Here is a 12,936-nt window from a genome sequence, read left to right as displayed (position 1 = left end):
GACGAACACGGCGTGGATCGAATTGCGACTTGTTCTTAACTTCAAGCGGAACGCGCGTCAAACCAGACTGCCGGCAACGTTGTTTCGTTCGGTTATTGATCAGGCAGACTCGTCACCGTGCATCCGCCATGAGCCGGCGGGAGTGGCAGGATCGCCACAAGGAACTGCGAGAGTGACATTAGAGTGCAACCGTTTGACGCCACCGTCCGTTGTGGGCGAAACCTCCTGGAGATGAAGAAGATGATTTCCGTTCCCTCCCGCGTCATTGCCACTGTCGGGTTCCTGATGGCGGCTACAGTTGGCTTGTCCGCCTGCAACACCGTCAGTGGCATGGGCCAGGACGCCGCTGCCGTCGGACACGACGTCTCGAAAGGCGCAGGCGCCACCCAGAATGCCGTGACCAGCAACACCGGTCTCGCCACCCACTAATCCTGTTCTCCGCCGGAGCCGAAGCTCCGGCGGAATTCGGGCCTGGTATCTGCTGAAAGGCTGGAACCGAGCGGCAGTCAGGCGCATGGTAGTGCGTGGGGGAACCACAAACACCGGAGCTGACAATGCGACGTCCAGCCCAGAGTTCGGGCCATCAACTGCCTGGCAATCACGGCCAGTTCGGCGAGAACAACGCGACTGAGAACTACAAGCCGCTGCGCGCGACGCAACGTGTTCAGGTCAGGCCCGTCGTGCCCAGACAACAGAACCGAAAATCGCCTCACACCTCATCGTCGACCACGAATCCCGGCACCGGCTCGTCCTGATCTTGAACAGGCGGCGCCGTCAGCCCTGGTTGGCGTGCGCCGCCGTCGATGCCCAGGCCTTCACGGCATCCAGCATGCGCGAGACATGCCCGTCCGGATCCATCGCATTATAGGCGGCCAGGATCGTGCCGTTCGGTGCGATTGCATAAGACGTGCGACTGGCATGGCCGGGCAACAGCATCATTGCGGCATCGTAAGCATGTGCGATGGTGCCATCCGCATCCGAAGCGACCGGGAACTTGCTCTGGCAGGCGCTCACCGAAAACTTGTCGAGCTTGGCGATCCCGTCCTCGGACACGCCGATCACGTGGGCGCCCAGCTTCTCGAACTCGGGGACCGCCTCGGCAAAGTCGTGCGCCTCGACCGTGCATCCGCTGGTGAAGGCGGCCGGGTAGAAATACACCACGACCGGACCCTTCTTCAGCATCGCGGCCAGCGATGCGTCGAACTCCTTGCCGCCCAGCGTTGCACGAGCGCTGAAGTCCGGCGCTCGCGCACCGGGTGCAAGTGCCGCCTGCGCCGAGGATACGCCAAGCAGTCCTAGCCCAAGAGCCAGGCAGGCGAAGGATTTATGAACGCGCATCGGGCGATACCACCATGCAATCGCCTCGGCCGAGGCTCAGGCGCTCGCATGCCAGCTGCGCATCGCCACGGGATAGACCGATCAGCCTTGCACGATAGACCTTGCCGCCGCGCTGTTGCTTGACGCCGGCGATTTCAGCGCGGGCATGCGACAGGCTCGGCGCGTGCGATTGTGCGGCGTCGGCCGCCTGGTTCGCTTGCGCCTCGGTGCCGAACGCACCGACCTGGATCGACCAGTTGCGTGCGGCGCTGACGCGTCCGGCGTCGCTCAACAACGGTGCCGTCTCGGCCATGGCCGGGCGGATCAGGTGGAAGCGCTCGTGGCGCCGAACGGGAGCGGCGACCGAGGCGACCTGCACCGGGGCAGGAGCTTCCGCCACAGGGTTCGGAGCCGGAGCCGCCACGGTTGCCGGGATAGGGTCGGGCAGCGCGCCACCAGCCTGGATCGGCGTTGGGGCCGGCGTCCAGCGCTGGATCGGGACCAGTGCGGCCACGGCGACCGGGGCTGCCATCGGCGCTGCGGCGGACGACGGATCGGGCGCGGTTCCGTTACGGGCAGCCCAGGCGGCACTGACGCTGGAAGCAAGCGGTGCCGGGTCGGCCTGAGCCATAGCAATCGGTGCGGGCGGCAGGACCGGACGCGCCCTGGCGGCAGCGATCGCCTCGGGTGTCGGATCGGCAGGACGGGCGATCGGCACGCTATTCCAGGCCTGGGTGTAGGCTGGTGCCGGCATGGCGGCACCGCTCGCGGGAGCTTCCGCGACCTGCACCGGCTGGTCGGCGCCCTGGTTCAGGTCACGACGCTGCGTCCAGGCCATCTGGACCGAATGGGTCTGGTCGGTGCTTTGCGTGGAAGCATACATGACGCCGGAATTACCGGCATGGCTGGCGACCAGCAGATCGGTCTGCGACCGGTTGCTCGGCCAGATCCCGGCGATCTGCGGTCCGATGATCGACACGTACTGCCGTGTCTCCCGGGGCAGCGGACGGTTCCGGGTCAGGAAGTCGTCGAGGCGTCCCGGACCGGTATTGTAGGCGGCGAGAAAGCCGGGCGATCCGTAGATGTCGTACATCTGCCGGACGTAGGCGGTGCCGGCCATGATGTTGTCGTGCGGCTCGAACGCGTCTGGACCGAGGCTATACTGGACACGCATGTCGTCGTAGGTCGGCGGCATGAGCTGCATCAGCCCCATCGCTCCGACCGGCGACGTCGTCAGGGTGCCGGCAATGAACTGGTGGCCGCCCGACTCCTGGTGCATCACCGCACGGATCCACGCATCCGGCACATCGAAGCGCCTGGACGCCTCATTGATATACGGACGCCACGGATCGTCGGCGGGGCCCGGCGGGGCGTAGTAGGTGCGCGCATGGGAGCGATAGACCGCAGCTTCCTGCGCGACCGGGATATCGGGACGGTTGGGCGTTCCGGCGCAGGCGGCCAGCAGGGTCAGTAACGACGCCGAGGATAGGATACCCGCCAGCGAACGAACGCTGACAGCGACGACTGGCCGGATCGGCTCGCCAGGGTTGTCGTCTTGGGTATCGGCGCACAGCGTCATAAGTCGCATATCTCCGGCGTGCCTGGTCGGGACCAGGCGGTCAGATCGAGGGTGCTGCCTCGGCCATCGGGCCCCACCATCATGCCGGTAAGCAAGCCGCATTCGGCTCGACAGTCGGATTGAGGCGGAACCTCAGACACTCACGCAGGAACCTCCCCTAAGTCATTACCGCGCATCCATCTCTGCCGCAACATGAACCGGATCCTGCACTGGATCTGCGCACCGTGGAACCCAATCGAGTTGCCGCAACCAGCCGGATCGGCTACGCCGCCCGAATGAACGCCCTCCCGCCTGCGTCGGAGCGTCTGGACCAGGAAGCGGAACGCGCGGCCACCGACCGGTCATGGACCGGCCGAACGACCGAGGCATTCCGGAACCTGCCCCACGACCTGCTGCTCGATGCCCGCACCGGTCGCTCATCGCGTTCCTCCGCGGCACGGGCCGACATACGCGACGGGCTGCGACTGTGGCGGCTGGCGCTGTCGCTTGGCTGGCTCGACATCAAGCTGCGCTACCGTGGTTCCGCCCTTGGGCCATTCTGGCTGACCCTGTCGAGCGCCGTGATGATCGGCTCGATGGGCTACATCTACAGCATGCTGTTCCACACGGTGCTGCGCGACTACCTGCCGTTCCTGGCGGTGTCGGTGATCCTCTGGCAAGCCGGAATCGGGGCCGTGGCAAGCGAGGCCTGCAACAGCTTCCTGAATGCCGAGCAGACCATCCGGTCGATGCGCATGCCGTTCACCGTGCAGGTGCTGCGTACAGTGGTCAGCAACGTCATCGTGCTCGGCCACAACGTGGTGGTGCCGCTGGCGGTGTTCGCGATTTTCGGCGCCTGGCCCGGCTTCCACGCCTTGATATCCCTGCCCGGCCTGGCGTTGTGGCTGCTGGACGGCGCGGCCGCCTGCTACCTGCTCGGCAGCGTATGCGCCCGGTTCCGCGACATACCGCCGATCATCGGCTCGGTGATGCAGATCGCCTATTACATCACCCCGGTCATCTGGAAGCCGTCGCAGCTCGGAGCACGCGGCTGGTGGCTGCCGCTCAACCCCTTCTATCCATTGCTCGAGGTGGTTCGCGAACCGTTGCTCGGGCAGGTCCCGACCCTGCTGATCTGGGGAACGGCACTCGGTTACAGCGCGGTTTTGTGGATCGTCGCGTGGATGATCTTCGTGCGGGCGCGATCCCGCATCGCGTTCTGGGTCTAGGGCGATGGACGTGGTTGCTGTGAACCCGGCGGGCCTGAAGCAGCCGCTTGCCGACGCGTTCATCCATGTGGACGATCTGTCGCTGGACTTTCCGCTCTATCACGGCGGCGCCCGCTCGCTGAAAAAGACCATGCTGTCGATGGCATCCAAGCGGGTGGCCGGCACCACCGGCGGCAAGGTCGGCGAGGACCGCAGCCACCGCGTCGTGGTGCAGGCGCTTCGGAACATCACCTTCCGGCTGACCTCCGGCGAGCGGCTCGGCATCGTCGGTCACAACGGCGCCGGCAAGTCGAGCCTGTTGCGCGTGCTCGGCGGCATCTACGAGCCGGTCGCGGGACAGGTGCATGTCGGCGGCAGCATCAACACGCTGCTCGACACCAATTTCGGGATGAACCTTGATCTGACCGGGCGCGAGAACATCGCGTTGCGCGGCCGCTACGTCGGGCTGTCGCGCGAGGGCATGCGAGCGCTGGAAGCGGACGTCGAGGCGTTCGCGGCACTCGGTCCGTTCCTCGAGCTCCCGGTCCGGGTCTATTCTTCCGGGATGGTGGTCAGGCTCGGGTTCGGGCTGGCAACGGCAATCGCACCGCAGGTACTGCTGATGGACGAATGGTTCATGGCTGGCGATGCCCGCTTCCGTGACAAGGCGCATTCCAGGCTCGAGACCGTGGTGCGCGGCGCCGAGATCATGGTGCTGACCTCGCACATGCCGTCGGTGCTGAAAACCTGGTGTACCCGGCTGATCTGGCTCCAGGCCGGGCGCATCGTGGCAGACGGTCCGGTCGACGAGATCATGGAGCGGTATGCAGCCGCCGCGGTGCCTGCTCTCTGACGCCTGCCCCTATCGCGCCATGCAGCAACTCATGCCGGGCCTTCCAGGTATCATCCACGTAGTTGACGATCAGGGTCCGGCGCATGCCGCGGATCGGACGTTTCTCGAACCCGTGCCAGGTGTCCTTGCCGGGGACGAACAACAGGCCGCTATTCACCCGGGCATCGGCACGGGCGACCGGGCGGCCTCTACCGTCGTACAGGTCCGTACCCCAGTTCGTGCAACCCGGGGCGTCGGACAGGAACACCAGCAGGGTCAGCCGCTTGGCGCCGATGTCGGTATGCGGCTCCAGCCAGAAGCCGTCGCGGTCGATCGCATGCTCGATCCGCAGATGGGTACCGTCGAGCTTGGCGCCGGACAGGCTGGCGATCGCGGACCGGGTATATGCGCTCTCGAAGGCACGGCCCAGGTCGGCGGCGCAGGGATCGCGCGCCATTGCGGCCATGTCGAGGAATTGCCGCGTAGGGTTCACCGTTTCGCGCCGGCCGCTCGCGACCGGAGCATCGTGAGCCTGCGGCCACGCGGCGAAATGGCGGCAGAGATCCGGCGGCAGGATCTCGGTCAAAAGCCAATGCCGGAAGGGATACGGTCGCGGTTCCGACTGCGCGATCGCCGCGGCGATGCGGTCGGCGCTGGTCAGCGTCAGGGCGATGGACATGTCAGAACCGGTAGCCGATGCCCACGCCGACGACCGTCGGATCCAGCGACGTCCGCGCACGGATCGCGCCGCCGTTGATCCGCGCACGGGTGTTCAGGAACATCTGCTTGGCATCGACATTCAGGAACCAGTGCCCGGTCAGGTTGTAGTCGGCGCCGATCTGCACAGTGGGACCGACGGTGGTCTCGAACCCGACCTTGGCGACGGTCGGACGCGACGGCGACGTGTCGTAGAACCAGGCCACGGTCAGGCCGGCACCGACATACGGGCTGAAGCGGCCGTGCGGCATGAAGTGGTATTGCAGGGTCAGCGTCGGCGGCAGGACATAGGTGCTGCCGACATCGACATGCCCGAGCACCGTGGCCGACGCCGACACCTCGTGGCGGGTGCTGGCGGCGATCAGTTCGAGCGCCAGGTGGTCGGTCAGGAAGTAGGAGAGGTCCACCTCCGGGGCAACCTGGTTGCTGGCATGCACGGAGCCGCCGAGACTGGTGGCGCTGGAAAGGTTTTCGGGCAGCACGCCGATCGCACGCAGCCGGACCATGAAAGTGCCGGCGTGCTTGCCGATCGGCGCGGGGTCGTTCAGGTCGGCTGCATGGACCAAACTAGACAGCCCGGTAATGACAGCGGAGAGCAACGCCATCGAGAGCAGAACGGATCGGCAGGACATCGATTGATCTTTCGGAACACATCCGGAACAGATCATCGACGGCGTGCGGATGCGTTGACCTGGATCAAGCCAAGACGCTAACGCCGACGATCACGGATGCGCTATCCTCCGAACGGGATCGGAGAAGTTCAGTGCCAGGAACAGCTTTGCTGCGACGGATGGCCGTTATCATACCGATCGGCCGGCTCGGGGCGTGTCATGCCTGCGAGACGCGCCTCGTCAGCGTCTGCAGCGCGATCGAGGAGCACGACCTGACGCGGTTGGCGGCACTCGCCGTGGCGACGAAGATCCCGGCCGGCCAGAGTTTCATCGGTGAAGGCGAACCGGCGAGCGACTTCTTCAACATCACGTCCGGTACGGTCAAACTGTTCAAGCTGCTGGCCGATGGCCGGCGACAAATCACCGGCTTTGCAGACGCCGGACTTTTCCTAGGTCTCGCCGCCGGGAAGAACTACGGGTTCAGCGCGGAAGCGATCGACGACGTGACCGCCTGCCGTTTCTCACGAACCCGGCTGCGGACCTTCATGCAGGATGCACCGCAGATGGAAGAGCGGCTGCTGGAAGCTGCCTCCAGCGAACTCGTCACGGCGCAGGAACAGATGCTGCTGCTCGGGCGCAAGACCGCGCGCGAGCGTGTGGCGAGCTTCCTGTCGATGCGGGCGGACATCGTGGCCAACTGCCCGGCGCCGACCGACCGGGTGGCGCTGCCGATGACACGCGCCGACATTGCCGATTATCTCGGGCTGACGATCGAGACGGTCAGCCGGACGCTGACCCGCCTGCGCGGCGACGGGCTTATCGAGGTCCATGCCGATCACAGCCTGACCATCCTGCAGCGCAACCGGCTGGACTCGATCGCGTCCGGCGCGGGCTCAGCATCGTCTTCACTCACCGACCGGGGCTAGCGCCATCACGCGCAGGCGATGCCGCCGCTCGATGCGGGCAACCTCCGCCTTCGGCACGATGTAGCCGATATCGTCGTTGCAGGACCGGACGATGAAGGTCGCGATGGCGGCGAACAGGGTCAGCGCCACCATCCACCAGATGTTCCAGACGAGGCCGAACCCGGTGAATCCCAGCAGCACCCCGATGATGAAGCCGGCGGGCGTGTTTCGGGGCATGTGGATGTCCGCATAGACCGGGGTTTCGCGAGCCTCCAGGCCGCGCTTCTTGACCTCGTTGAACGCGTCCAGCCCGCTGATCCTCGGCAATACGGCGAAGTTGTAGAAAGGCGGCGGGGAGGAGGTCGACCATTCCAGCGTGCGGCCGTCCCAGGGATCGCCGGTGATGTCGAGGTTGCTGTTGCGCTCGATGATGCTCACCACCAGTCCGATGACGGTGCACAGGATGCCGCACGCCACGATTACAGCGCCGACCAGGGCTACCTGCAGGTAGGGCGTCCAGGCCGGGTTGTCGTAATGGTTCATGCGGCGCGTCATGCCCATGAAGCCGAGCGCATAGAGCGGCATGAAGGCGACCGTGAAGCCGATCAGCCAGCACCAGAAGGTGGCCTTGCCCCAGCCCTCGTGCAGCTTGAAACCGAACACCTTGGGAAACCAGTAGGTGAGGCCCGCGAGGTAGCCGAACACTACGCCGCCGATGATGACGTTATGGAAGTGGGCGATCAGGAACAGGCTGTTATGCAGCACGAAGTCCGAGGCCGGGATCGCCAGCATGACGCCGGTCATGCCGCCGATGGTGAAGGTCACCATGAAGCCGAGCACCCAGAGCATCATGGAGTTATAGCGGATGCTGCCGCGATACATGGTGAACAGCCAGTTGAAGATCTTCACCCCGGTCGGGATGGCGATCATCATGGTGGTGATCCCGAAGAACGCATTTACGTTGGCGCCCGACCCCATCGTGAAGAAATGGTGCAGCCAGACGATCAGCGACAATACGGTGATCGAGATGGTCGCGTAGACCATCGCCTTGTAGCCGAACAGACGCTTGCGACTGAAGGTCGGGACGATCTCGGAATAGATGCCGAAGGCCGGCAGGACCAGGATGTACACCTCGGGATGGCCCCAGGCCCAGATGAGGTTGACGTACATCATCGGGTTGCCGCCAAGATCATTGGTAAAGAAGTGCATGCCGAGATAGCGGTCGAGGGCGAGCATCGCAAAGGTGGCGGTCAGGATCGGAAACGTCGCCAGGATCAGGATGACCGAGCAGAAGGTGGTCCAGGTGAAGACCGGCATGCGCATCCAGGTCATGCCGGGTGCGCGCATCTTCACGATGGTGACAAAGAAGTTCACGCCGGTCAGCAACGTGCCGAGGCCGGTGAGCTGCAGGCTCCACAAATAATAATCTACGCCGACCCCCGGGCTGAACTTCAGTTCGGACAGCGGTGGATAGGCGAGCCAGCCGACCTGGCCGAACTCGCCGATCACCAGCGACACGTTGACCAGGATCGCGCCGGCCGCGGTCAGCCAGAACGACAGCGAATTGAGGAATGGGAATGCGACGTCGCGGGCGCCGATCTGCAGCGGCATGGCGACGTTCATCAGCCCGATCATGAACGGCATCGCCATGAAGAAGATCATGATTGTGCCGTGTGCGGTGAATATCTGGTCGTAATGATGCGGCGGCAGGAAGCCTGGGGCGCCGTCGTGCGCCATGGCCTGCTGCATGCGCATCATGATGGCGTCGGAAAAGCCACGCACCAGCATCAGGATCGCGACGATGATGTACATCACGCCGATGCGCTTGTGGTCCACCGAGGTGATCCACTCGGTCCAGAGGTAGCGCCACTGGCGGAACCAGGTGATCGCCGCCAGCACGGCGGCGACAAGCAGGCCCATGAAGACCGCCGCGCCCATGATGATGGGCTGGTCGTAGGGAACATCCGAAAGGGTAAGCTTGCCGAGCATGGTCCACTCCTGTCGGGGAGGTGAACCATGCTGGCTCAATGTGCGCCTTGATCCAGATCAACACCGGACCAGAGAGCCCGCCGTCAGCGCTCCAGCGACCAGACCGGCGCCCCGGCTACCGGCTGAGCGACCGGTCTGGGGACCTCGAGGCCGCCGATTGTCCAGGAAAGCCTGCGCCACGGACTGGATGCTTCTTCAAGAAGCTGCGTCACGATGTCATCAGTCTGGTCGTGCAGGCCGTCACCCGCCCAGACGGCGCGCGACAATTTATAATCGGTTGCAAAATCGACCCATGACCCGAAACTACGCTGAACATCGGCAGCCATATCGGTGAGGTACCGCCATGCGTCGTCCTGGCACAGCCAGTCGAGCACCAGCCCGCACCGTACCAGCATCACGGCCCGGGCGGCGTCGAATGCCAGAAGGTTGCCGCCACGGATGCCGTGCCAATCGGACTGCACCGCATCGAGCCGCCACAACTCGTTCAATGCCGAGGGATTTTCCGGCCCGGCCTCCCGAAGTTCCTCTCGCCGGGCCGCAATCGCCGGGCGTCGCATCAGGCTGTATTGTCGGATGCGATACCGGAACGGAGTGCGGTGCCCACCGCTGGCCAGACCGTCGAGCGAGGCGGCAAGCTCCCGGGCGGTCTCGATCCCCCATGCCTGGTTGCACAGCTTCGTCGCGCTCAGCCGTTGTTCGGCATCGATCGGGATCGAGTCTACAGGTAGTCGGTGTTGCACGTGGTATGGCGCACCGATCGCGTATGCCCATTGCCGGACGTCGCTCCACGCCGGATCCTTTTTCGATATGATCGAGTAGGACGCTGCCATGTGGGGTTTCAGCGCCGTCACTTACCCTCCTCGACGCTGTAGCTCTGCACCGGCGACATCGATCCGTCGGCATAGGTCAGCTGTACGGTAATGGTTTTCAACGTTTCCGGAACTTCGATTGTCCTCACCGTCTCCGGCTGGATCGGTTGGGGATAGGCACGAATGTGCGGTAGCGGAAACTCCTGCGTCAGCGGCGCATCGTCCAGACCGTAATGCACGGACTTCAGTGCAACGTCGCTGCCGATCAGCCTGGAGAAATCTACCGACAGGTGGCCATCTGCGCGTTGCAGCATGATCCATCGATCTTCAGTGGTATCCAGCACCTCGCGCGCCTCGATCAAGCCTGGTACCGGAGCCGGCGGCGCGGTCAGTGTCTGATAGGCAAGAACCAGGGAAGCACCACCGGCACCGATCAGCATGGCGAACGTGCGTGTTCGACGGGTCAGCCGCACTGCCTGACGCCGCCATCCCCAAGCAGGCTTGGGGGCGGAGTTAGAGGGTGCCTGCGGAACGGGAGCCGGTTGGCGGACAACGAGCGGTTCGCCCTCCACGCCTTCGCGCACAGCGGCAAGGCTGCGCGCATCGAAGCGGTCGAGCACGAACTGGCCATGCAGGAGCAGCGCCTGCATCAGGGCGCGGGCCTCGTCCTTGCCGGCAGGATCGAGCAGCGGCACCGGCGGCTGCGGACCCGAGCGCAGCAACGATGCTGCGATCGAACCGGGTATGTCTGCCGCAACCTGCAGGTTCGCAAGCCAATCCTCGGCAGCGATCCGGGCAGAGAGGATCGCGTGCTTCTCCGGATCGGCACGCGCCGACGGCCCGGTTGCGTCGCGCCAGTCGAACCGCGTGGCCAGGTGGTTGAACAGGGCCGCGCCGAGCGCCCGATCAAGCGCGACCTTTTGGAACAGCATACTGTCCGCCGCCTCGATGACCGCGGACCCGGGAAGATGATCGTCGAACAACCGATCGACGAGAGCGATCGCACCCGGTCCGTCGCCGGCCACACGATGTGCGCGCAACGCCTGTTCGAAGGCGTCGGCACGATTTTCCGCATCATCGCCGTGCGCATTATTCGGCCCCGCCGCTGCAGAACGTGCTTCCATAAGCGTCTCGAATGCGCGCCTAAGGATCTGGAAGCCTTCAGGGTCGCGTTCCGGATCGGCTGCCCTCAAGGCCCTGGCGTAGGCCTTGCGTATTGCCACCGTATCGTCCGTCGGTTCGATGCCGAGCCGGCTCCAGGACGCTTCCATCGTAGGGTTCGTCATGTCGGGTTTTCCGCGGCCGCCACCTCATGGGCAAGTGCTGCAGCCGTAGTCAGGATCCTCCCGCTATCCTGGCTCGCCAATGCCGCGTCGAATGCGGCGGTGGCCTCGGCCAGCCCCTTTCGCACGGTTCCAAGGGAGGCCTCATGCAGCCGCTCGGCGCGCGCCAGCAGCAGGCGGTTCCCCATCGCGTCGCGCGGCGCGAGCTTTAGCGGTGCAAGAGCCAGCAAATGTTCCTTCACCTGCTCGGCATTCAGCACGCCAGCATGCTGCTCGATCACCACGCGCTCCATGACGTTGTCGACGACGCTTCGGGCCGTAACTTCCAGCAGACCGTTGATGTCGTAGGTGAACCGCACCTCGATTTCCTGGTCCCGGGACTTGCGCGGCGCGAGCTCGAGGGTCAGGTCGCCGAGCCGGATGTTGTCTTTCACCAGCCGGCTTTCCCCCTGGTAGATCCGGACCACGACACGACGCTGGAAATCGGCAACCGGCGACACCGTCTGGGTGCGGCTGACCGGAACAACAGTGTTGCGTTCGATGACCGGCAGCAGACGGCCGGCCCCGCTTCCCTCCACCACCTCGATGCCAAGGGTGTAGGGAGCGACATCCGTCAACACAACATCGTCGAGCGCGGAGTCCCGCATCTTCAGACCGGCCTGTACGGCAGCGCCAAGTGCGACCGCCTGATCGGGATCGATCGTCTGCAGCGGCAGGCGCCCGAACAAGGTGGCCGCAAGACGCCGCACGCTCGGCATGCGCGTCGCACCTCCGACCAGGACCACGGCTGCCAGGTTTTCCGCCCTGATCCGGCTATCGGCGAGCGCACGCGCCACGGGCTGGCGGAGCCTGTCGAACAGCGGCTTGCCGACGGCCATGAAGGCTTCGGCGTCGAGCGTCGCGCTGAAGCTTCGGCCGCCGCTGTCGATCCGGAGCTCCACTTGATCCGAAACGGAAAGACCGCGCCGCGCGGCTTCCACCTGGTTTCGCAGCCGCGCCGAGAGCGGCGCGAGCGCGGGATCGGTGGCATCCGGCAATGGCAATCCAGTGGTTCTTGCAAACCATGCCATGATCGCCGTGTCGAAATCCTCGCCGCCCAGGAAATTATCGCCGGCGGTTGCCCGAACCTCGATGACACCATCGAACAGGTCGATCACCGACACGTCGAAAGTACCGCCGCCGAGATCGAACACGAGGATTTCGCCCTCACGCCCCTCCTTGTGCTCGTGCAGGCCGTAGGCAAGGGCTGCCGCAGTGGGTTCGTTCAGCAGCCGTTCGACGCGCAGATCGGCTAGCTCACCTGCGACCCGCGTAGCCTGTCGTTGGGAATCACTGAAATAAGCCGGAACGGTAATGACCGCCTCATCGACCGGGATGCCGAGAAATGCTTCCGCATCCGCCTTCAACGCCCGCAGCACGAAGGACGACAATTCTTCCGGCCTGAACGACCGGTCGCCCAGCATCATCGAGCGACCCGTGCCCATGCTTCGCTTGAACGCTGCCACAGTGGACAGGGGGTGGCTCGCCAGGCGTTCCCGGGCCGGTTCCCCGACCAGTATCTCCCCGGTCGTATCGAGGCTGACCACCGATGGGGTCAGGAACCTGCCGAGTGAATTGGGCACCAGCGTCGCTCGCCCGTCCTGCCAGACCGACGCCAGGCTGTTAGTCGTTCCAAGATCGATGCCGACGATCATCGTGTTCTAGACA

The 12,936-nt window shown here is 64.8% G+C and carries 12 protein-coding genes; 4 read left to right on the top strand and 8 right to left on the bottom strand.

The window, feature by feature from the left end; translation table 11 throughout:
- Window positions 1–240 precede the first annotated feature (240 nt).
- On the top strand, window positions 241–429 hold the full coding sequence (locus HN018_RS01855; protein ID WP_239478942.1) for an entericidin: 189 nt from the start codon (window positions 241–243) through the stop codon (window positions 427–429).
- 345 nt (window positions 430–774) lie between these two features.
- Here HN018_RS01855 and HN018_RS01850 read toward each other — a convergent pair whose 3' ends face one another.
- Entirely contained in the window at window positions 775–1,338 is a 564-nt protein-coding gene (locus tag HN018_RS01850; RefSeq protein ID WP_171836110.1) for a peroxiredoxin, read from the bottom strand.
- Complete coding sequence (locus tag HN018_RS01845) at window positions 1,325–2,896, bottom strand: lytic transglycosylase domain-containing protein (RefSeq protein WP_171836111.1); 1,572 nt, start codon at window positions 2,894–2,896, stop codon at window positions 1,325–1,327. The genes HN018_RS01850 and HN018_RS01845 overlap by 14 nt, the downstream gene beginning before the upstream one ends.
- A gap of 224 nt (window positions 2,897–3,120) precedes the next feature.
- On the opposite strand from HN018_RS01845, the gene HN018_RS01840 reads away from it, so the two are divergent.
- A complete protein-coding gene (locus tag HN018_RS01840) occupies window positions 3,121–4,104 on the top strand; it encodes an ABC transporter permease (protein WP_239478940.1) in 984 nt (327 codons plus the stop codon).
- Window positions 4,105–4,108: 4 nt separating this feature from the next.
- A complete protein-coding gene (locus HN018_RS01835; protein WP_171836112.1) occupies window positions 4,109–4,936 on the top strand; it encodes an ABC transporter ATP-binding protein in 828 nt (275 codons plus the stop codon).
- Here HN018_RS01835 and HN018_RS01830 read toward each other — a convergent pair.
- Together HN018_RS01830 and HN018_RS01825 are read right to left on the bottom strand one after the other, a co-directional pair.
- Complete coding sequence (locus HN018_RS01830) at window positions 4,896–5,594, bottom strand: 2OG-Fe(II) oxygenase (protein WP_171836113.1); 699 nt, start codon at window positions 5,592–5,594, stop codon at window positions 4,896–4,898. The genes HN018_RS01835 and HN018_RS01830 overlap by 41 nt on opposite strands.
- Before the next feature lies 1 nt (window position 5,595).
- Window positions 5,596–6,264, bottom strand: a complete 669-nt coding sequence (locus HN018_RS01825) for an OmpW/AlkL family protein (RefSeq protein WP_171836114.1) — start codon at window positions 6,262–6,264, stop codon at window positions 5,596–5,598.
- Between the two features lie 158 nt (window positions 6,265–6,422).
- On the opposite strand from HN018_RS01825, the gene HN018_RS01820 reads away from it, so the two are divergent.
- Window positions 6,423–7,169 (top strand): Crp/Fnr family transcriptional regulator, encoded by a 747-nt coding sequence (locus HN018_RS01820; protein ID WP_171836115.1) that lies wholly within the window; start codon window positions 6,423–6,425, stop codon window positions 7,167–7,169.
- On the opposite strand, the gene cyoB is transcribed toward HN018_RS01820, so the two are convergent.
- The 4 genes from cyoB to HN018_RS01800 all read right to left on the bottom strand — a co-directional run bounded on the left by cyoB (window position 7,149) and on the right by HN018_RS01800 (window position 12,923).
- Complete coding sequence (gene cyoB, locus HN018_RS01815) at window positions 7,149–9,137, bottom strand: cytochrome o ubiquinol oxidase subunit I (RefSeq protein ID WP_171836116.1); 1,989 nt, start codon at window positions 9,135–9,137, stop codon at window positions 7,149–7,151. The two genes, HN018_RS01820 and cyoB, sit on opposite strands and share 21 nt — an antisense overlap.
- Window positions 9,138–9,220: 83 nt before the next feature.
- Complete coding sequence (locus HN018_RS01810; protein WP_171836117.1) at window positions 9,221–9,988, bottom strand: DUF1266 domain-containing protein; 768 nt, start codon at window positions 9,986–9,988, stop codon at window positions 9,221–9,223.
- Window positions 9,985–11,232 (bottom strand): J domain-containing protein, encoded by a 1,248-nt coding sequence (locus HN018_RS01805; protein WP_171836118.1) that lies wholly within the window; start codon window positions 11,230–11,232, stop codon window positions 9,985–9,987. The genes HN018_RS01810 and HN018_RS01805 overlap by 4 nt, the downstream gene beginning before the upstream one ends.
- Window positions 11,229–12,923: an Hsp70 family protein gene (locus HN018_RS01800; RefSeq protein ID WP_171836119.1), complete on the bottom strand. Its 1,695-nt coding sequence runs from the start codon at window positions 12,921–12,923 to the stop codon at window positions 11,229–11,231. The genes HN018_RS01805 and HN018_RS01800 overlap by 4 nt, the downstream gene beginning before the upstream one ends.
- Window positions 12,924–12,936 lie beyond the last annotated feature (13 nt).

Origin of the sequence: Lichenicola cladoniae, assembly GCF_013201075.1 — a bacterium.
Lineage (GTDB): Bacteria > Pseudomonadota > Alphaproteobacteria > Acetobacterales > Acetobacteraceae > Lichenicola > Lichenicola cladoniae.
This window is presented reverse-complemented; position numbering and strand designations above follow the sequence as displayed.

Excerpts from the sequence above, each read along its gene's own strand:
- HN018_RS01855 (WP_239478942.1), top strand. The coding sequence starts at position 241 with ATGATTTCCGTTCCCTCCCGCGTCATTGCCACTGTCGGGTTCCTGATG.
- HN018_RS01850 (WP_171836110.1), bottom strand. The coding sequence starts at position 1,338 with ATGCGCGTTCATAAATCCTTCGCCTGCCTGGCTCTTGGGCTAGGACTG.
- HN018_RS01845 (WP_171836111.1), bottom strand. The coding sequence starts at position 2,896 with ATGACGCTGTGCGCCGATACCCAAGACGACAACCCTGGCGAGCCGATC.
- HN018_RS01835 (WP_171836112.1), top strand. The coding sequence starts at position 4,109 with ATGGACGTGGTTGCTGTGAACCCGGCGGGCCTGAAGCAGCCGCTTGCC.
- HN018_RS01830 (WP_171836113.1), bottom strand. The coding sequence starts at position 5,594 with ATGTCCATCGCCCTGACGCTGACCAGCGCCGACCGCATCGCCGCGGCG.
- HN018_RS01825 (WP_171836114.1), bottom strand. The coding sequence starts at position 6,264 with ATGTCCTGCCGATCCGTTCTGCTCTCGATGGCGTTGCTCTCCGCTGTC.
- HN018_RS01820 (WP_171836115.1), top strand. The coding sequence starts at position 6,423 with ATGGCCGTTATCATACCGATCGGCCGGCTCGGGGCGTGTCATGCCTGC.
- cyoB (WP_171836116.1), bottom strand. The coding sequence starts at position 9,137 with ATGCTCGGCAAGCTTACCCTTTCGGATGTTCCCTACGACCAGCCCATC.
- HN018_RS01805 (WP_171836118.1), bottom strand. The coding sequence starts at position 11,232 with ATGACGAACCCTACGATGGAAGCGTCCTGGAGCCGGCTCGGCATCGAA.
- HN018_RS01800 (WP_171836119.1), bottom strand. The coding sequence starts at position 12,923 with ATGATCGTCGGCATCGATCTTGGAACGACTAACAGCCTGGCGTCGGTC.